The sequence below is a fragment of the Chromobacterium sp. IRSSSOUMB001 genome, assembly GCF_023507765.1.
Classification (GTDB): domain Bacteria; phylum Pseudomonadota; class Gammaproteobacteria; order Burkholderiales; family Chromobacteriaceae; genus Chromobacterium; species Chromobacterium haemolyticum.
Window position 1 is genome coordinate 361730 of the sequence record NZ_JALCYU010000003.1, and the last position, 20363, is coordinate 382092.

Below are 20363 nucleotides of genomic sequence, written 5' to 3' on the forward strand. Positions count from 1 at the left end.
CAATGTTACGTGTAGAGTTTCGTGCGTCAGTTCCCAAAGAACTGGAACAGCCAGAGCTGAACGAAGATGCGCTGGCCATCGATGAAGCGGCAGGCAGGTTCGCCGTTTCTGATGGGGCCTCCACAGCATACGATTCGCGTGTCTGGGCGCACATGCTGACGGCGCGTTTTCTTCAGTCTCCGGCAGTAAACCATGAATGGGTGACAGCTCTTATCCGCGAATACCGTGCTAGCTATGACTTCGACCAGCTATCGTGGATTCAACAATCAGGTATTGAGCAAGGGGCCTTTGCTACCTTGCTGGCGGCAGAGTTCCAGCCCGAGCGGGTGGAGCTGGAACTCCTCTGTGTCGGCGATAGCTTGGCCGTCCTGGTCGAAAATGGCACTGCCTTAAAAACCTTTCCCTACAGCCATTCTGAGCAATTCGATGTAGACCCGACGTTGCTCTCAACACGTAGCGACGCTAATGAATTTATAACAGCCAGCCAGTTCTACAGCCAGCACTCAACGACCTGGTCCCTCCACAACAACTCAGTGGTCCTGCTGATGACTGATGCCCTGGGGAAATGGTTGCTAGAAGCGTCGGTAAAGGACCATTCCACATTACAGCAACTGCTCACCATCGGTTCAGAAGAGGAATTCGAACAGCTGGTAATGACACTTCGCGAGACGAAACAGATAAAAGTCGATGATACGACTCTCGTGAGATTGGCATTTGAAGTGAAAGTTTAAGCCTGATGCGTTATCCCAGCCTTGAGCAATACCAAGTAGCACTGCAATCGCCGAGGACAGCCTTTATTGATGCGTCCTTAGCCTCCGGCTCGATACCGACCAATATGCTCAGCCTGCCAGAGGTCATCAGCGGGGGCTTTGCGCTCACCTACCGTGTAGACGTATCGAGCAACCGTTATGCGGTACGGTGTTTTCATAAAGAGTCCACTGCACTTGAGCAGCGCTACACCGCAATAGCAAAACGGTTGAAGTCACTAGCGTCCCCTTACTTCTTAACTTTCGAATACCAACCACAGGGCGTCAGGGTCGATGGCGCTGTGTTCCCCTTGGTAAAAATGGCGTGGGCCTCCGGGGAAACGTTAGGTGAGTTCCTTGAGACCCACCACAGAGACCGTCAAAAACTGTCCAATTTGCAGCAGGCCCTGCGGTCGCTGGCGACATATCTGGAACAGCAAGGGATTGCCCACGGGGACATTCAGACCGGCAACCTGATGGTGTCGAAAGATGGTCGAACCATACAGTTGATTGACTATGATGGGATGTTTGTTCCAGAGGTCACGGCACTAGGCTCGGCGGAAATGGGGCATCTCAATTTCCAACATCCCAAGCGCGATGCCCGGCATTTTGATAGTCGACTGGACCGCTTTTCATTCATTCTGCTGGATTTGGCTCTGCGCGCCTTACAAGGTCACCCTCAGTTGTGGGTGGCTACCCAGTGTGAATCTGACTCGATAATTTTCCGAGCCAACGATTTCGTTGACCCATTGTCATCAGGGGCTTTCACTCAACTTTCCAAGCTACCCGGCCTCGAACGAGACGTCAAAAATTTTGCTGCCATTTGCCAAGGAGGCTACAGCGAAGTCCCATCCTTAGCAGAGTTCATCAACGGGCAGTACACCCCCAGAACGGTAGTGACCTTGGGGGCAGGCTCACAGCGCAGGGCACGCGCAGCATATCTTAGCCAGTACCCTGTTCTGGATGGCGGCGACTATATGTTGCTTCAGCGGCATATAGGTCAAATGGTAGAGCTCGTAGGCCGAATTATTGAAGTGAGTGAAAGTAGGACGCGGCACGGCAAACCCTATGTATTCATCAACTTTGCTGACTGGCGTGGCCAATGCGTAAAACTCACCATTTGGAGTACTGCACTTAGCAAATTCGCAACCAAGCCGACAAAAAGCTGGGAGGGGCGATGGGTCAGTACCAAAGGGTTGGTGGACCCTATTTATCCTAGCAAACCAAGCGCTCGTCAGAAGTATGAACATATCAGCATAACTATTTCCGCACCCAACCAAATCCTATTGCTGGACGGAGAAGAAGCGCTTTATCGTCTTGGCAGGTCAAGCAACGCCAAGGTGGCGCCACGGGTAGAAACAGTTAATAACAGCGAATTGCTCTCGCAATTACGGGGAAATGCTCCTTCGCCAGAAAAGTCACCGGCCCAGCCGAAAATTCAGCAACCACAATCTTCGAATCAACAATTGCTGGCCAAGTTGAAGAGCCAGCAAGCCACCCAGAGCCCCACTACACATAGAAGTGCACCGGCAGCCCTGCCTCGGCAACCACAAAGAGCGCAACGTACGCCGGCACCAACTCCAGCGAGACCGCCAACCGGCTCCGTTCAACGCAGCATGCCCGTCAATGTTCGGCAAATCCAAATCACAGGCAAGAAAGGGAGAATTCGTAACTGGCTGTACTGGGGGATTGGGCTATTTTTTCTGTACTGGGTACTGACGGCTCTTCATGCATGAATGCTTATCGTTTTGTGGCTGAGACTGGCTAGACCGCTTAACCAAATATGCATTTAGGAAACGTAGAACTAAATGAGAAACAAGACCGCGTGGGAGAAAGCAGCCGAGGCACAGGGTACGACCGACTCGGAACGCGCCCTGACCCAGCTCGCTCGCAAAGCGTTCCTGAGCTTGTGGAGCTATCCAAACGTCTATAGCGATGAAGGAAGGTCAGGCGGCAAGGGAGATGGCAAGGAGCTGGTAGACCTACTGGTGGTCTTTGGCTCCGACGTGCTGCTGTTCTCCGACAAGCACTGCGCATTTCAGTCAAACGTAGACATCAAGGTAGCTTGGCCACGTTGGTACAAGCGGGCCATCGAGAAGTCTGCAAAGCAGCTTGCCGGCGCCGAAAATTTCCTTCGGCGGTTCCCGGACCGCGTCTTCGTCGATAAATCATGTCAGACCCCGTTGCCTGTAGCTCTCCCTGACCCAGCCGTAGCTCGCTATTTCCTAATTGCTGTCACGCGCGGAGGTCATGAGGCTACAGCTCGGCACTTTGGTGGTGGCAGCACTGGCAGCGTGATGTTTAACAACCTGCTTGAGGAAGATGCTCACTACAAACAGCCATTTGAAGTCGGTTTCCCACTAAAAGGCCGCCGCTTCGTTCACGTTCTTGATGAGGTGACGGTTGGAGCTCTCCTGGAGGAGCTGGATACAGTACCGGACCTTGTCGACTACCTTGTCTGCAAGGAACGTTTTTTGGGTGCAAATATTGCCTTCATGCACGTTGCCGGTGAAGAAGAATTGCTGGCGACGTATATGTGCACGATGGAGAACGGCCGACATACCTTGCCCAAAGTACCGAAAGGACGTAATGCGGTCATCCTCCCTGAGGGACATTGGCGGTACTACTGCTCAAGCCCCCAACGAGCGGCCAAGCGCCAGGCAGACCAAGACAGCTATATGTGGGATGCGCTCATTGAATACCAAGCGTCTTTCGTTCGCGCAGGGACCGCGATTGGACTCCCTGAAGCACCACCGGAGACCATTGACCACGAGCGTATCCTACGCGCTCTTGCCTCAGAGCCCCGACTAGCCAGGCGTGCGCTAGCAAATGATTTCCGCTTTGCGCTCTCGAAGAGTACGCCTGGCGAGAAGTTTGCGCGCATGACCCTGAGTGGCGACAACATGTCTCGCGCGTATGTTTTCCTGACCGTACCGAAGAAGTCGGATATGGACTACCAAACTTACCGAGAGATGCGCACAGCTTTACTGTTCACGTACTGCCACGGCATCAAGCTACGCTTTCACCATGTGACCGAAGCGGTATGTATAGCCTCTGAGCCATTCTCCGAGGAAGCCGCCTCCCAAGACTTTCTGTATGTCGACCTTTCTGAAGACATGGGGCCAGAAGAATCCGCCATGTGGGCGGACACGATGGTGGAGTTGGATGTATTGCAGACACCGGCCGAGGATATGCAGTACCTGGCGCAAAAAATTCCCGAGTTTCCCATGCCTTTCAACTTCGGTGGACCGACGTTCTACGAGTACGACCCAGGCGCTCCAACGAACCGTGCCGAGCGACGCAAAATGGAGCGAGAAGCTCGGAAAGAAGCCAAGAAGGCGAACAAGCAGAATTGTTAGGGGTGAAACGATGACGATGCGCCAATAGAGAAGATTTGTAGGGTTAGGCTAATCAAATCAACCGACAGAGCCCATAACCATATCGACAACTCGTCATTCAGTAGTTCACACTTACAGGACATATAGATATTAAAAGTCCAGGAGGACTGCATGGCTAGGCGTCGGAAGGCCAGTAACATCTTTGTAGGAAAGAGGCGCAGCACTAAGGCTGGCGAGTCCGCTGCGCTTGGTGTCGTAGTTGTGATAGGGATTGTCATTGCCGCGATTTCTATGATTCCGATTTGGGTGTGGTATGGCGTGGCTGTTCTGCTAACGGTTGTTGTCATCAAGTACATCTACAATGCTGTAACCAAGTTTTCTCAAGGGCAGCCTACTGCAGATACAACTATGGCAAGCAGCGTTACCCACCCCAAGGCTGATAATCTTGTTTCAGTACGGTCCAATACCTCCACCTCAGATAATAACGAGCATCGACTGCCGCCGCCCCCGGCAGGTTTAACCGGCATCCATTGGATTCCGATGGGAGAATCCGTAGATGTCGCAGGTATTCACATCCCAGGTGGGCTGCTCTATGTCGGAACGCCTCCTCGTAATACATCAAACCCGGCATGGATTGACCCGGCTAAGAAAGTAGCAGCAGCTGGCGACTACCACGAACGCCAACTTGACTACTGGCCAAGCTATTCAGAGGCAACACCAACGGCCCGTCGGGCCTATCTCAATTGGCTTGCATCCGGGAAATGCGACCCAGATGCCGATATTGGTTTTGTTTTCCTCTACTTTTATGGCCTTGAATACCGGGCGATAAACGATGCACAAGAGAGTGCGGCAGCCAAAGCTGAAATTCCACAAATAGCGAACGAACTGAGGCGCCTGCTCAGCATCTACGGTAATCGTTCTGGGTCATTTCGAAGCTACGCAGGGAATTTATACGAGCTGCTCTCTCTGGCAGACTTGCCAAGCCCACTGTACCGGGCCCCCATTCCCGACCTCCCTCAATCCTATGAGGTCCCCCTATACATTCGGCTTGCCTTAGGCTCTGCAGCCGTTGATGGCGCACCTGTTCCAGCCGCGTTGGCTCGCTCCTGGGTTATGTACTCTCCTGCAATTCGCCTTCGTACCCCAGCAACACGTTGCAGCAAGCAGTTTGACCAACTATTTGGTCTGCGCTATGCCGAATTGTTTGGCGAAGGAATGGTCCTGCCTAGAAATAAAACCAAGCTGAAATGTATGTATCGGCCGGCATCAATGGCGCTAAGCAATAAAGGCATTACCGCTACCTTTGGGGACACTCCTGACGTTACTGTGCTGACAAAGCCAATCAAGCAGCTTACAGAGCTCACAGAATCAGTCACTCAAGAACTGGATGCTTACAGCCGATACCTTGGTAAAAACCCTGAGACCGAAAGTGCGCTCGAAGGACTACTACTGTTACCACCTGTGCTGTGGCCCGAAGCGTCGCAGCAGACCCTGGACGAACTAAAAGCCAAAATTGGTGATGGCATGCTAGTCCTTTCTTTCCAGGAGCTACTCAGCACTCTGGATGCAAGAACGACGTTAACCAAAGACAAAGCCATCGCGATGGCTAAAGCTCTGGAGTCACTGTTTATTGGGATAGAGCCAGACATCCTGAGCGGGGCTCGGTTGCCTAAGCCAGAAGACAAGTTGGCACTTTTTGCCATTCCACCGGGAGAGGAAACGTCCCGCGCTACTCCAGCTTACCAAGTCGCCGCACTGACACTACAAGTAGCCTCTATTGTCGCAGCCGCGGATGGAGATTTCAGTGCGGACGAGTTGAACAACCTACTGCACCATATTGAGTCCTGGACCCATCTCACCCCGAGTCACATCAGCCGGCTTAAGGCGCACTTGCGTCTGCTGGTGATTACTCCCGCCTCGCTCCCTGCACTGAAGAAAAAGCTGGAGCCCCTAGACGTTGCAACCAAAGAGACCCTTGGCGCATTCATGGCGACAGTGGCCCAAACGGACGGCAAGGTCACTCCCGATGAAGTGAAAATGCTGGAGAAAATTTATAAGGCACTGGGGATTGACCCCAAAAAGGTATTCAGTGATGTGCATGCCGTCGCTGCGGGCTCTTCTCCCACAACCATAGCGATAGAAACAATTGAAAAATCAGGCTTTACACTAGACCCTGCGCGCATCGCTGCACTTCAAAGTGATACAGCTAAAGTCTCCGCGCTCCTCGCCAATATTTTTAATGAAGACGTTCCAGTAGGAATCGGCCATATTGACACAGACTTGGACCAAGCTAACACGGATGATGCCCCCGTATTGGAGACCCATTCCACGCAAAGCCTGATGGGACTTGACGAGTTGCATACTGCCTTTGCCCGACTACTTATCTCTCGCCCCCAATGGACAAGAGACGAACTGCAGGATGTAGCCACAGACATGGACCTGATGCTTGATGGCGCCCTTGAGCGGGTTAATGAAGCCGCCTACGACAGCCATGATATCCCTTTCACTGAAGGCGATGACCCCATTGAGGTTAACGCTGAAGTTCTGGAGAAGATTGACGCATGACTACGACCATTCGCCCGAAAGACCGGGATTCTGTTCTCCAATCTCTTCGTGCCGGCGTTGTACCACGTTCAGGTCAGCACCTCATCCAGGTGGGCCGTACGCGTGAAATCGAAACAATGGTTAATGATATTGACCGGATTGCTGATGGCGGTTCAGGATTCCGGGTCGTCATTGGAGAGTATGGTGCTGGCAAGACCTTCTTTCTTAATTTAGTGCGTGCGGTTGCTATGGAGCGAAAGCTGGTGGTGGCCAGTGCTGACCTGAACCCTGACCGCCGCCTACATGCAAGTGGGGGCCAAGCACGTTCGCTGTACGCTGAATTGATGCGCAATCTGTCGACGCGTACTAAGCCGGAAGGCGGCGCACTGGTTGGTATCGTCGAGAAGTTCATCGCGACGGCCAAGACTGATGCCAAGACGCAGGGCCTGGCCACAGAGGCCATTATTCGTGAGCGGCTCAACCATCTCACCGAATTGGTTAATGGCTACGATTTTGCTGACGTGATTGCGGCCTACTGCCGAGGCTTCGAAGAGGGCAATGAAGAACTCAAAGCCAATGCTATCCGTTGGTTGCGTGGAGAATACTCGACCAAGACGGATGCTAGGCAAGCACTTGGGGTACGTAGCATCGTCGATGATGCCTCCATTTACGACCAGCTTAAGCTGTTGTCGCGCTTCGTAAGATTGGCAGGGTTCACTGGTCTCCTGGTTAGCCTTGATGAGCTAGTCAACCTCTACAAGCTGGCAAATACGCAGGCGCGCAACTCCAACTACGAACAGATTCTGCGTATTCTGAACGATTCGCTCCAAGGCTCCGCTGAAGGCCTTGGGTTTATCCTTGGAGGCACGCCTGAGTTTCTCCTTGACCCAAGACGGGGGCTGTATAGCTATCCGGCTTTGCAGAGCCGACTCGCCCAGAACAGCTTTGCAACAGGGGAGTTAGTCGACTTAAGCGGTCCTGTCGTTCGACTATCAAGCCTGACGCCAGAAGACTTCTACGTGCTACTACAGAAGATTCGGGGAGTATTCGCATTGGGTGACGAGAGCAAATACCTCGTTCCAGACCAAGGCATCTTCAGTTTCATGGAGCATTGCTCGAAACGGATTGGCGATGCTTACTTTCGTACGCCCCGAACTACCATTACGTCCTTCATCAACCTGCTGGCTATCTTGGAGCAAAACCCTGGCACAGCATGGCAGGAGCTGCTGGGGGGCGTCGAAGTGCTCGCCGACACTGGTGGTAACGCAGATTTGGCAGTTGAGGGCGAGGATGACGACGAATTTGCATCCTTCAAAATGTAAGCCGCGCGATGGCATCGCGTACCTCTAACTCGTTTTTCCTGCTGGATGAACGCATCCAGCGCTTTCTCTGGCAAGAGCAGTGGGAGGCGCTGCGAGAAGCTCAGGAAGCCGCCATCCCACTCATCGTAGGGGCTGACCGAGATGTCATCGTGGCTGCGGCAACTGCAGCAGGTAAGACTGAAGCGGCGTTCTTGCCTGCACTCACCCATCTCCTGCAGCAAGAAACCCCGGCTCTTATCGTTTACATCAGCCCATTGAAGGCGCTCATCAACGACCAATTCGGTCGACTAGAGCGCCTCTGCGAGCAGTTAGAGATACCGGTGTGGCCCTGGCATGGTGATATTGCAGCCTCAACCAAGGCCAAGTTCACATCTCAACGGCACGGGGTGCTGCTCATTACACCGGAGTCGCTGGAAGCGCAGCTCTGCAATCGAGGCACGGCAGTTGCAGCCCTGTTCGAGCGTGCGGCCTATTTCGTGATTGATGAGCTGCATGCATTTATCGGCTCGGAACGGGGTAAACAACTACAGTCGCTGCTACATCGGATTGACACCGCCATCAAGAGAACAACTCCGCGAATTGGGCTATCTGCAACGTTGGGGGATATGAATCTAGCCGCGGAGTTTCTCCGTCCCGGCGGTAGAGCAGGCGTAGCGATGGTCGTATCAAAATCAGAAGGTGAGGAGCTGCGCATCCTTCTGAAAGGCTATGAAGAACCCCTGGTCGTCCAGAGCAAGACCTTCTTTGTCGATGACGCCAAGGCCGCGGATGACGATGATGAAGAGCCCCCTGAACCCAAGATGCCTGCGGCCATCGCTACACATCTCCTCAAAAACTTGAGAGGCTCTAACAACCTCATTTTTCCGAACTCACGCCGTGAGGTCGAACGCTACACCTATTTACTCAACCGCTTTTGTGATGAACAACAGGTGCCAAACGAGTTCTGGCCACATCACGGTAGTCTGTCCAAAGAGTTACGCCTGGAGACCGAAGCCGCTTTGAAACAGAAGGAGCGCCCCGCCTCGGCTATATGTACGAACACGCTCGAGCTCGGTATTGATATTGGCGCGGTCAAGAGTGTAGCCCAAATTGGCCCTCCTCCTTCAGTTGCCAGCCTACGCCAGCGCTTGGGGCGCTCTGGTCGAAGGAAAGGTGAGCCTGCCATTCTGCGGGGCTACACCATAGAAAATGCTTTAGGTGGAAAATCCTCATTGGCTACGGACTTGCGCTTAAATACCGTTCAGACCATTGCGATGATTTCGCTGCTGATAGAGGGTTGGTTTGAACCACCAGTAGTACATGGTATGCACTTGTCCACGCTTGTGCAGCAGGTGCTCTCCATCATCGCGCAGTACGGTGGCGCCACCATTGGTCAGCTCTACGGGTTCCTCTGTGCTCCTGGTTGCCCCTTCTCCGGCGTTAGTAAAGATGAGTTTGTCGGACTAATTCGCCATATGGGGCAGAAAGAGCTATTGGTCCAAGAGTCATCTGGTTTGCTCCTCCATGGCCAACTTGGTGAAAAATTCGTTAATCACTACAGCTTTTTTGCCGCATTCGCTTCAGAAGAAGAATTCCGCATCGTTTGCGGCAACCGAACGCTTGGAACCTTACCGGTATCGCAGATGTTGGCTGAGGGCCAGCGGATTCTGTTCGGTGGCCGGACGTGGAAAGTAAAAGAGGTGCACGAAGACGAGAAAATGGTTGTTGTGGAAAAAGCCCGTGGAGGTGTCGCTCCAGCATTTTCTGGAGGCGCAGGCCGCACACATTCCAAAGTCAGGCAACGCATGCGCGAGGTGCTGGAGGCCGGCGACTCACCGGCTTATCTTGACCCAACAGCGGCCCAGTTTTTGATGGAGGCACGACAAAGCTATCATCGGCTTGGGCTGCACGAGACGGCGTTCCTCGACTTGGGCAGTAGCGTAGTCGTCTTGGCCTGGCTTGGAGACGATGTGAATGAGGCCATTGCTTGTTTGCTGAGATATCACGGCTTTGAAGCCATGCTAGCCGGCCCTTTTGTCGAAGTTCAGAAGAGCTCCCTAGAGATAGCAGAAATAATCCAAGCCCTGAAACAAGGCATTCAGCCTGAGTGCATGGCTGACCTGTTTTCAGAAAGAGATAACCTTCAACGAGAGAAATGGGACTGGGCGCTACCGGCTTCATTACTACGCAAGGCATACACTAGTCGTTATTTGGACCTGGCAGGAATGGCAGCGTGGGCAGCGAACCTAACCGCGGCATCGGCCTGACATTCTGCAGTGTGCTGGTGCACCAGCGACATCATGACACCGTAATGGTCTTAAACAGTGTCCAAATACCAAATCGTGTCACCATACTTTGAGCTCGGGAAATCAGGCATGACTTCACCTTGTTCGAAATGGCGCTCGGCGCCTTTCTTGGCCGGTGTCCACCAGAAGCCGCTCTGTGGGCACGGTTGACCACCCTCACACCGCCCACCTGGTGCAGCTTGCTCCGTAGTAGGCTCCGGCTTGGGCAGCGGAATGTTATCGAAGCGTGCATACCAGCTACCGGACTCCGCTTCATCAAAGCCATTCTGCTGTGGCAGGTAGTAGTGCAGTGAGCCCGGCTCGGTGGTCCGCACCGGCTTCACGACCCGGTTGACCGCTACATAGGGGATGGGGGCACCGTCTTCCGGTGCGCCAAGGTCAGGATACTCGCCGGCCTGAATCATCAAGCCGCCGGCGTAGTGGCTGAAGGTAATCTCCGGCCAGGCTGCGAGTTGCGCACGGATAGCGCTCTCTCCGCCAAGTTGCTGCACGAAGCCATCTCCCAATACGGTGAGCCAGTTGGCGCCCTTGATGTGGTGTTGCAACTCAAACGCCCCCGCCACAAATGCCCGAGTATCTACGTCTAGACCGATGAAACGCTGGGCCAGCTCGTACTCGTACGGCATGTACTGGTGATAGTCTGCGGGGAGAATCGGTGAGAAACCACCGTAGCCGTGAACCGGATTCAATTTGTTGGCAATAAACGCCACCAGGAGTTGATATTGCTCACGGCCATTGGCAGAAAGGAGTATCTCGGCGGGTAAAGCGAACTTCAGGAAAGACTTCCTTCCCCACTCCTCGTGCACACGTTGAATGGTCAGGCACCCCATTTGGTAGCTGGGTGCGTAGTCCTTAGTTTTTTCCGAGGTAATGAGCCACTCCAGCGCATCATCCGGGTCGACGAGCTTCAGGGCTTTCGTCCGGCACCGTTGGTAAATGGCCGTCGTCATTTGGCCAAACTTTTCGCCTGAGAAAAACTTGCCTTTCAACTGGGTGCCAAACAGCTCATAAAAGTAATCGAAGCACTCGACGATTTTGTGACGTACGGCCACCGTGCTGCCACCCTCGTAGAAGAAGGTAGCAATCAAGCCAGGACGAATGACCACCGTGTCGTCGGTACCCATGGTCCCCGTCAAGTCACCCTGGTATTGCTGCAGTCGTTGCAGCTGCCGCGGTAGCGATGTTTGTTCCATTTCTCAATCCTAATCTATGCCGTGGTCGCCATCGTGGCACCACCGAGAATCCCCACGCAGGCGAGGAAGCCGGCCACCAGCTCAGCCGGCAGGGCAAGTACCATCACCACAGCGGCCGCCACCACCAGTGCAATGCCGACCACCACCTTGCTGACATTGAGCACAATCTGCCCCCACTCAATCTGGCTAATCTCGCTCCAGGCGATGTCGCAGTAGCGTTCAATCTTGGCCCACGCCGCCTTCAACTGCTCCTCGGTCCAACTCGCCAGCACGCGGCCTTGCTCGTTGACCCAGGTCCAGGCGTGACCGGCCTGGTCGCGCACCCAGCGGCCCGACTCTAACAGCCAAGCGGCCTCTTGTGCCAGCCAGTCGCGGGTATCTTTCGCCAGGCCCTCCATGCCTTTCTTGGCACCGGCCCACATCTCATGCAGCTCGCGTTGTAACTGTGTACCCCAGTCTTGGATGTAGCCGGGGGTTGAGACAGGCACTGGGCTATAGATAGGCGCCGGTACGCGCTGGCTTTGTGACTTGGATTGGGTTTGTGACTGCGAACTAAATACTGGCGCTTTAGCTGGTTGCGTCGATTCCTTTTCCTTGCGGCGGTCACGCACATCCAGCACGGTGAACCGAATTGGTCCCCCAGAAATATCTTGGTAGGCCTGTTCTTGCCGCCACTCCAAATAGTCGCCTGGAAATTTAATCTCCACTACTCGAGCCAAATTATCACCATGCGGTACGCCATCATGGTCCGCAGCTGCACGGCCAGGCCAGCGCGTTTCCTTATCCTTCACAATAATCAGGTCAGGGCGCCGCAAATAGCCTTTCGATAACCCTTTGGGAAACGGGTTGACGGTATGCCGTCGATTGCTCCCTTCCGCGCGCAAGCTAGAGCTGAGAAAGGGAATCGGGGGGTTCCGCTTCATGTCGAAGCTCACCTCGGCTTTGTAGAACCATTTGAAGCCATGCCCATACTCATCCAGGCGAATCAGCGTAGACATGGTGATTTGCCGCATATTGAGGTTATAGCGGCGGCCGGTTTTCTTGCTGGTCACCTCTACCGCCTTGGGTGCCAGAATCGCCTTGTCGGCCTTCTCGGTCAGGTAGGGCTTATTGGCCGGATGGGGCAGTTTGGCGTACTCGGGGCGCTCTTCCACGATGGTCATCGTGCTACCGGCTGGTTGGTACTTGGCCATCAGGCGTCCTCTCCGTCGTTATCCTTCAACTGCAAGCCGCGCTGCGCCTGGCCAGTGCCATAGCCGTACAGGGTGTAGTCCTGTTCGACCGGTGGCTTGGGCGCCTCGAGCTCGACCGGCTGGGCATTCGGTGTGAAGGCGGCACTCGTCTTTCCCTGCCAGTCTGTGTAACCCGGCAGTGTGCGACCATTCGTCAGCTTGAGCCGGTACGCCTTACCAACCAGCGGTTCGCCGGTTTGCTCGTCTTGCAGGATATAGCTGCGCTGATAGCCCTTGGGCATCGTCGGCATCGGCATCGATACACTCGCCGGGCCGCTTAGCGCATGGCTGGCGCCCTTGACGCTGACGGTGCCGGGGCAATGCACCTCGATATTGCCTCCGGCCAACCGGATATAGCCGCCATCGCAGGTCAGCAGGATTTCCTCTTGCGCGGCGATGGTGACGCGGTCCTTGCACGAGGTGATGGTCACGTCCTTGTCGGCCGTCAGCTCGATTTCGCCCGCTTGGGCCTGCACCTGGACTTTGCCTTTGGCGGCAATCAGTTTCATCGCGGCCTGGTTTGCTACGCCGCTGACGAACAGGCTGATGTGTTTGCCCACATTCGCGAGCCAGCGTCGACCCGTGGTCTGGTTCATATCCCGCTGTGCCACCAGGTCCAGATTGGTGCCGGCAGCCAGGGTCTGGCTTTGTTCGGTGACGCTCGCAATGCCGGCTGGCGCCGACAGCACGAGTAATGGCTGCTGGCCAGCTTGGTCAGCCGTCGCTGTCTTGCCGTCCGGGTCGGTATTGGTCCCGGCCTCCCAGGCTTTCAGGGCGTCGACCTGGTACTGCAGATGGCCTTCAGGGCGTTTACGACCTTTGGCGTTGTCGGCTGTGATTTCCTCGGGCCCGGTCTCCATCGCCTCCGCCAGCTGGGCTTCCGCGGTTTCCGCCAGCACCTGGCTGAGGGCCAGCGCCGACTGCAGCTGACTGCTGGCATGTTCGCGCGCCAGTTGTTTGCCGCCGGCGCCGTTCTGCGCCTCGGTGCTCAGCAGCAGGCCATGGGCGGCGCGGATGGCACCATGCTGGTCGGTGCGCAGCTCGAAACCCTCGCCGCGCGGTTGCGCTTTGCCACTGCTGCGCGGATGGGTGAGGTAGCCTTGATTGAGCTGCGTCTTGCCGGGTTCGCTGCTAAGCTTGGCGCGCACTTCGCCTGGCGTGTCGTCGAACAATAATTCGTTGTACTGGCCACCGTGGTGTTCCTGCGACTTGATGCCGGACAGGGTCTTGTTGGCGGGGAGCGCGCCGGCGCCGCTGAAGCTAGGCGTCGGATGGCTGCCGTTGTACAGCACGCCGGTGATGAGGGGACGGTCGATGTCGCCTTCGATGAAGTCGACCAGCACTTCCTGACCGATACGGGGAATAAACTGGTGACCAAAGCCGGCACCGGCAGAAGGCATGGCAACACGCAGCCAGCACGAGGAATGCTCATCCATGCCGGCGCCAATAGTGGGGTGTTCTTCGCGACGCTGCCAATGCATCTGCACCTTGATGCGGCCCTGCGCGTCGGTGTAGACCTCTTCGCCCGCCGGCCCCACCACCGTGGCGGTCTGCTTCCCCAGGCTGGTCGGCTTGGCATGCGCAGTATTCGCGTACAGCGGCGTCAGCGGAATCCCGCGGCGTTGCGCCTGGAAGGTGGTCTGGAATGGAGACGGGTTGGCAGACTCGGGGGCCAGCTTGAGCCGCGGCGCCGCCATCTGCAGCTGCTGAGTCAAGTCTGCCGGCAGGTTGTTCTGGGCGCGAAACGTTTGCCGGGTGACAACGAATTCGCGCTTTTCAGGGGCATCGGCCGCGTGCGCGGGGTGGTCATCCAGCCGGAACCATTCGCCAGCAAAGAGACCGCGTACCGCGCCGCTGCCAGAGAATTGCTTGGCCTGCAGGTCCTGGGCCTGCTGCCGCAACTGGGCATAGCGTCCCAGTTGTTCGCTATCGCTGGCGTAATACAGTCCTGGCGCATCGTAATGCTGCAAGCTGGATTGCAGCGCCATACCGCCTTGCCCTTGCTGTAGCAGGCTCGTCTGCGCGGCATGTTGCGTGGTGACCGGTTGATAATCGAAACTGGCCAACGCCGTTTGGCCGGCCACCACCTGCCGTTGTGTTTCCCATCCCGTCAGGCCGTCTTCCTGCTCGGTCGCGTCGGCGCGATGGAAGCGCACGCGCGCTACCGCGGCCTGCGGCAGGTTGTGCGCGTCATCAAACACCACCAGCTGGACCTTGGGACCCTCGTCCTCCAAATGGGCGAAGCGCCATGCCAAGCCTTCCTCGTGCAGCAGGCGAACGATGAAGTCAAAATCACTTTCTTTGTATTGCAGGCAGTAGCTGCGGGGCGGGAGGCTGGCGGTCTCGAAGGCCAAGGCCTGGACACGGGCGAACACCGGATTGGCGACCTGATGTTCGGCAAAAATCTGCTGCACGATGTCCGGCACGGACAGGTCCTGGAACACGCGAGACGTTCGCCGCAGCCGCAGCAAGCTAAACGGGGACTCAATCGTCAGGCCATACTGCGCGAAGCCGCCATCGGCGCCCAACTGCTGAGCCTGGCTCACCACACCGCAGCGCACCGTCTCCACCCCATCTGCGCCGACGATACCGATGCGCGCCGGCAAGCCAAGTAGGATTTTGAGTTCGATGCCGACGTCCGGTGACAGGCAGGTCAACTGATAACGATAGCCCTGCGAGACCCCTTCCTCGCCCTCCAGCAACTGAGGCAACAACTGCTGGCTCGCGATATGTCCGTCGCCCAATTGCAGGGAGAGCAGGCGTTGGCTCTGGTCGAACGCGGAGGCAAAACTGGCAAGCAGGGAACTGAGGTCCATCGACAAATCCTGGAAGCAGAATTAGAAACACCCTCCGCGAGGAGGGTGACGGTCGTGACGCTACGTAATTTAGATGGCGGTAATATTTTAAGTTTCCCTCGCCGACCCAACAAGGCATACATCGGCGCGACCTGGCTTGCCGTCCCAAATCCATCCTTTTAGACAGGTGAAAAATGCAACAGGCTTTCTCTCCTAGGGCACGAAGGCTATCGTCCGCCATCCCCGCCCCAGAGCACGCTATCATTCGGTCTGACGATAGATGTTGTTGAGCGCACGTAAATATACGATGGGGTGGGCTGTGGGACGTTTGAAAGCGGTAGTCGATAAGCTGTACCACCCACCGACGGATGGGCGGCGTCAGGTATTCGCCTTATCTCGCCCTGAAGCAGAAAAATTGCCCCGATTGCAGACGGTGGCCATGATTTCCATCACCGCGCCAGAGCGACCGATTGCCGCTGTTGACGGCTTCGCATACTTGCTCCGCCTGAGCTTCGCGGATGTGGACTTCCTGAACCCTTTGCTCTCCAAGAAGGCCCAGCAAAAAACGCCAGATGCATTCACGCCTGCTCAAGCCGCCCAAATCCTCGACTTCGTGAATGGCTTGCCAGGCGACGTTCATTCATTAGTAGTGCATTGCGAAGGTGGATTTTCGCGTTCATGCGCCATCGCACTGGCACTGCATCAACGTTTTGGTTACTTAGTCGAGGTGGAGCGGTTGGCCAAGGGAAATCCGAGCGTACTGCAACTGATGCTGGCTTGCCTCGCACCAAGTGAAGCAAAACGCTGACACAGACCGTAGCAAAGGCATTCTCTATTCAGCATCCCCAGCGACCGGCGCCGCTGCTGCGACTCAGACAGTCATACACAGTCCACACCACCTCAGGCCGGATTCCGGCTCGATTCACCGGTGAAATCCTGGCAACCTATCGGATGGCCCGTTTTTTGTCGGAATAGTGTCGGATTAGGTGTGTCAATCTGCCAAACCGGTGTGGCGTGTGCCTGCGTCTAGTCACCTCTTCGCCAGCAGCAGCCTGTATGCCGGGGATGCCCTTCCCCACAGCTGGTTCCAGACGCTGGCTCCCATTCCGACCATCAGTCCGCTGACGATGACCCGTCCCCCACGCTGCGTCAACGTGCCAGCAAGTCACGCCGTCCGCCCGGAGACAAGACGAAACCGGTACGTTGAACATAACGCTCCATTATGCAAACTACCGGGGATTCGAGTTAGAGGACGCAATTCCATCCCTTAAGGATTTTGGGAAAGGTCTCGACAAGTGGCACAGGGGGTAAGAGAATTGGCATATGGCATAAAATGCACTCCAATTCAATACAAAGCGATAACTGTACCGATGACCCTATGATGATAGGCACACCAGAAGAGCCGCCGCTACAACAGGTAATTTCAGACCTGTTCCGTGATTTTCAAGGGGATGAAACCGGCGGTCAACATGCGTCGCGCGGCTTCAACTTCCAAGTCTGGCACGCAGTACTTGAGGCCTTGAAGGCCTATAAGACCGGTGAGGACTACGCCGTAGTTCTAGAGTGGCAGCAGGACATCGCCGTACTCAACTCTTCAAAAGCCCCATCGAAAGTGCGCTTTGTACAGTTGAAAAAACATGAAACGGCCACCCATTGGAAATTAAAACATCTCATTGAGCCTGGGAAGGGGGAGGAGGTACTTGCCGCAAACGATGCTACCTCTGTGGTCTCAATAACTTCTCTAGCAGTTACTCCTAGTGGGAATTCCGCAAAGAAGCCTCGAAAAACCAAGCCCAAAGAGCCAAAACCTTCCATCCTGGCCAAACTCTATGCACATCGCCGGCGTTTCGAAGAGTTGTCGCAGTCGCGACTAGAGTTCGCATCCAATGCGAAGTTCGAGGTTCCAGCCCCTGGAGGCAAAGTGGTTATGCTCTCTAGCTGTGAATTGACGAGCCTAGACGACAAGGAGCGCGAGAACATTGAGGCAGCACTGAGAAGTCAGCTTAAGTTGACGACAAATGAAGCAATAGATTTGTCAGACTTTGGGTTGCTTGTCAGCGAATGCCCGGTTAATGACCCACACAAGCATGTCGCAGGCGAGCTTGCTGAGCTGCAGATAGGTAACGAATTGAAGTTGAGCGGCGCGGCAACGATGCTTGCTGTGCTCGTGATTGCTTCCTATGTTCATATGCGCGCGGGGAAAACGCGTTTTGCCAAAAATTTCCAGGAGCTTTTGGACCGTGCAGTTACTCGTAGTGACATTGATAAATACTTGGTCGCAGCGAATGATGCTCGTATCTCCACAGAGGAGCTGGTTCAAGAAATTATCGCGCGGTTGAACGCTGAACTGGTGTCCATCATCTTGGTCAGCAAAATGAAGCGGGAGGTATCACGTGCATGTATCGAAATTACAAATCGTACCGGCCCTGCTCCGATGGTGGCTGCGCACTTGAAGGCGCTATACGAAAAGAACTCCGACGAATATGCGGAGTTCCAGAAGGTAGTTGACCTCTTAGCGACTTGGTACGATGACTTTAAAAAATTAGCCCTTCACGACACTCACATGTACACGCGTGAGTACCTTTATTGCCTCATGTCCATGATTATTCAAAATGCAAACCCTATACAGCAACTACCACCTATTCCGACTGATTCGCAACCTGAGGACAAAGAATGAAGCGAACCGTCGTCTATCACACGCTTTGGCTTCTGTCCGAAAGGGACGAGAGCGCGAGGAAAATATCGTTCAGCTCGACCCACAACCTACTCGCGGGTGAGAACGAGACAGGCAAATCTCGCATTCTCAAGCATCTTGTTTGGGCGTTAGGTTGCGAGCCGACGGCGAGAGATGCTGGCAACTGGGATTCAAACATTGTTGCGAGCGTTGACCTAAGTATTGATGGCACTCGATACACGTTTCTGCGCCGAGGAAACCATCAGCGTGCCGCGTTTGATGCTAATGGCACTCTGTTGATTAGTACGGAGAACGCTTCAACTTGGGCAAGTTTTTTTGCAGATAGATTTGCATTCCATTTAAAGTTACAGCGGCATCAAGAGGGAACATTTGCTCTTGCTGGTCCTGAATATGCTTTGCTCCCCTTCTACATTGACCAAGAAGGTGGTTGGAGCAGGAAATGGAATAACTTCAAGCGACTGACTCAGTTCGCTCGCTGGGAAATACCAGTTTTTGAGTCGTTTGCAGGTTTGCGGCCGCAGCGATATTTCGAAGCACAACTTACCCGTGATGAACTGGCGTATCAGCTGAAAGAGGCTCATGCGCAAGCAAAGGTGCAAGCAAAAGCCTACGAAGAGGTAAAGGCGATGCTTCCTACTACAGATGCCAAGCTGGATGAGGCGCTTTTCGCTCAAGAGTTGCGGGAAATGTCCTCGAAGGTCACTGAGCTCGGAAGGGAAGAAGACAAGGTTCGTACTGAGCTTTTCGATGTGACCCAGCAACTTCAAGAGCGCACTGCGGAATTGCAGATGGTTACGCGCGCGGAGCAAGACCTTGTCGCTGATTTAGTCTACCTAGCGAAGGTACCCGATGACGGCAAGTTGGCCTGCCCTACCTGCGGCCAAGAGCACGGAGTGACATTCCGCGCGAGGCTAGACCTTGCATCGGACGCAAAGGATGCGCATCACCTCGTACTGAAAGTGCGAGACCAATTGGACAAACTGCGCAACCGTGAAGCAAAGCTTCGAGTTCAATTAAAGAATGTTGCTACCCAGATGGAGCAGTTGCGGTCGGTGATGGAGCGCCACAAAGAGGAAGGTAGCGTTGCGGATATTGTCATCGCAAAAAGCCTGGATACCATTGCGCTCGCCTATAACAAGGCTCGTCGAGACTTGAAAGAAAGAATCGATGAGCTCGACGAAAATAAGCAGGAACTGCAAGACGAGCTCTCCACTTTGACCGACAACATTCGTTTAAAGGAAGTTCGGAAATCATTTAAAGAAACAATCAAGGCTCATGCAGACCGCTTGGGCATTGCCGCTGCGGAAATTAAAGGCATCAAAATTGGTTCCCGTCCCGCGATGGCATCAGGGAGCTCTGGCCCGCGCATTTACTTGGCTATGCACTTGGCGCTGCTTGAAATCAATGCCCAATATGGCTCCGGACCTCGCTTTCCTTTCATCGTTGACACTCCGCGTCAGCAAGGTCTTGATGATAAAAATACAGCGAAACTCTTGAATGCAATCTACGGCCATTCGACAGCTCATCAAATTTTTGTTGCGAATGAGTCTGTTCCAGACAGCTGGCTGGGGCGTGACCAGTGTCACATCATCTACTTCGACGACAAGCGTAAGGTGTTGCGCGAGTCAGACTACCGTGAGAGCCTGGAGATACTTGCGCCACAAGTACAAGCCATGCAGGAAGCAATCCATATTGAGCGGGAGCGTACTGCAGCAACAGAAGAAGATAGCAGTACAAACGAAGATGACACTGACACTGACACTGATGTTGAGGATGAAGACGAAGAGTAACTAAGTATTCGTCGTTACTCTCGAAGGCTGTGGGTAGGATATAACTTAGTGACCTCGGGGGCTGATTTCCTTACGCCAGCAGACGCCAAAACCAACGCTTTTATTTCCCAAGAGCGAAAAAGCCTGAAAGGTGGGGTTCTTTCACAAGTATGAAGTGTTGGTTTTGTGAAAAATTTTATTGAATTTCAGTACGTTAGTTCTTTGTGGCTTTGGGCGCCAACGCTTCTATTTACCGCCTACACTAGTGATCAGAAGGAATAAAGCCTGTCACGACGACATGATGGTTCGTCACGAGCAGCGTTAAACAAAGAGGCCCGGTAGGGCCTCTTTTCGTTTGAGATGGCTTGGTTTTGAGATGCGCAAGAACCTGATATGGCTCGTGGGGGCAGATCAGGATGTGAAAAATACTGATCTGGGAAGTCC

At 54.6% G+C, this 20363-nt stretch carries 12 protein-coding genes; 9 read left to right on the top strand and 3 right to left on the bottom strand.

Translation table 11 applies throughout. The features are described 5' to 3' along the window. Positions 1-2: 2 nt before the first annotated feature. From MOV80_RS06000 to MOV80_RS06025, 6 genes are all read left to right on the top strand, one after another. Positions 3-731 (top strand): protein phosphatase 2C domain-containing protein, encoded by a 729-nt coding sequence (locus tag MOV80_RS06000; protein WP_210563166.1) that lies wholly within the window; start codon positions 3-5, stop codon positions 729-731. A 5-nt stretch (positions 732-736) separates the two neighbouring features. Then, positions 737-2482 carry a hypothetical protein gene (locus tag MOV80_RS06005; protein WP_249604919.1) on the top strand — a complete coding sequence of 582 codons (1746 nt, stop codon included), beginning with the start codon at positions 737-739 and terminating at the stop codon, positions 2480-2482. Positions 2483-2554: 72 nt separating this feature from the next. Beyond that, positions 2555-4105, top strand: coding sequence for a hypothetical protein (locus MOV80_RS06010; RefSeq protein ID WP_249604920.1), 1551 nt, complete (start codon positions 2555-2557; stop codon positions 4103-4105). A gap of 150 nt (positions 4106-4255) precedes the next feature. Further along, on the top strand, positions 4256-6649 hold the full coding sequence (locus MOV80_RS06015) for a TerB N-terminal domain-containing protein (protein WP_249604921.1): 2394 nt from the start codon (positions 4256-4258) through the stop codon (positions 6647-6649). Beyond that, a complete protein-coding gene (locus MOV80_RS06020) occupies positions 6646-7950 on the top strand; it encodes an ATP-binding protein (RefSeq protein WP_107800905.1) in 1305 nt (434 codons plus the stop codon). The genes MOV80_RS06015 and MOV80_RS06020 overlap by 4 nt, the downstream gene beginning before the upstream one ends. Positions 7951-7958: 8 nt before the next feature. After that, positions 7959-10196 carry a DEAD/DEAH box helicase gene (locus tag MOV80_RS06025; RefSeq protein WP_249604922.1) on the top strand — a complete coding sequence of 746 codons (2238 nt, stop codon included), beginning with the start codon at positions 7959-7961 and terminating at the stop codon, positions 10194-10196. A gap of 50 nt (positions 10197-10246) precedes the next feature. Here the strand turns inward: MOV80_RS06025 and MOV80_RS06030 are convergent, their stop codons facing one another. From MOV80_RS06030 to MOV80_RS06040, 3 genes are read right to left on the bottom strand one after another with little or no spacing between them, the layout of a single operon-like run. After that, positions 10247-11428: a type VI immunity family protein gene (locus tag MOV80_RS06030; protein ID WP_249604923.1), complete on the bottom strand. Its 1182-nt coding sequence runs from the start codon at positions 11426-11428 to the stop codon at positions 10247-10249. Between the two features lie 14 nt (positions 11429-11442). After that, positions 11443-12621, bottom strand: coding sequence for a VRR-NUC domain-containing protein (locus MOV80_RS06035; protein ID WP_107800902.1), 1179 nt, complete (start codon positions 12619-12621; stop codon positions 11443-11445). Continuing rightward, the gene (locus tag MOV80_RS06040; protein WP_249604924.1) at positions 12621-15476 is read right to left on the bottom strand and encodes a type VI secretion system Vgr family protein; all 2856 of its coding nucleotides are present in this window, start codon (positions 15474-15476) and stop codon (positions 12621-12623) included. The genes MOV80_RS06035 and MOV80_RS06040 overlap by 1 nt, the downstream gene beginning before the upstream one ends. Positions 15477-15741: 265 nt before the next feature. Between MOV80_RS06040 and MOV80_RS06045 the strand changes: the two genes are divergently transcribed. The 3 genes from MOV80_RS06045 (at position 15742) to MOV80_RS06055 (ending at position 19940) form a co-directional block, all read left to right on the top strand. Further along, positions 15742-16263 carry a hypothetical protein gene (locus MOV80_RS06045; protein ID WP_249604925.1) on the top strand — a complete coding sequence of 174 codons (522 nt, stop codon included), beginning with the start codon at positions 15742-15744 and terminating at the stop codon, positions 16261-16263. Between the two features lie 570 nt (positions 16264-16833). After that, the gene (locus tag MOV80_RS06050) at positions 16834-18132 is read left to right on the top strand and encodes a dsDNA nuclease domain-containing protein (protein ID WP_249604926.1); all 1299 of its coding nucleotides are present in this window, start codon (positions 16834-16836) and stop codon (positions 18130-18132) included. Continuing rightward, on the top strand, positions 18129-19940 hold the full coding sequence (locus MOV80_RS06055; protein ID WP_249604927.1) for an ATP-binding protein: 1812 nt from the start codon (positions 18129-18131) through the stop codon (positions 19938-19940). Before MOV80_RS06050 ends, MOV80_RS06055 begins: the two co-directional genes overlap by 4 nt. Positions 19941-20363: the final 423 nt, after the last annotated feature.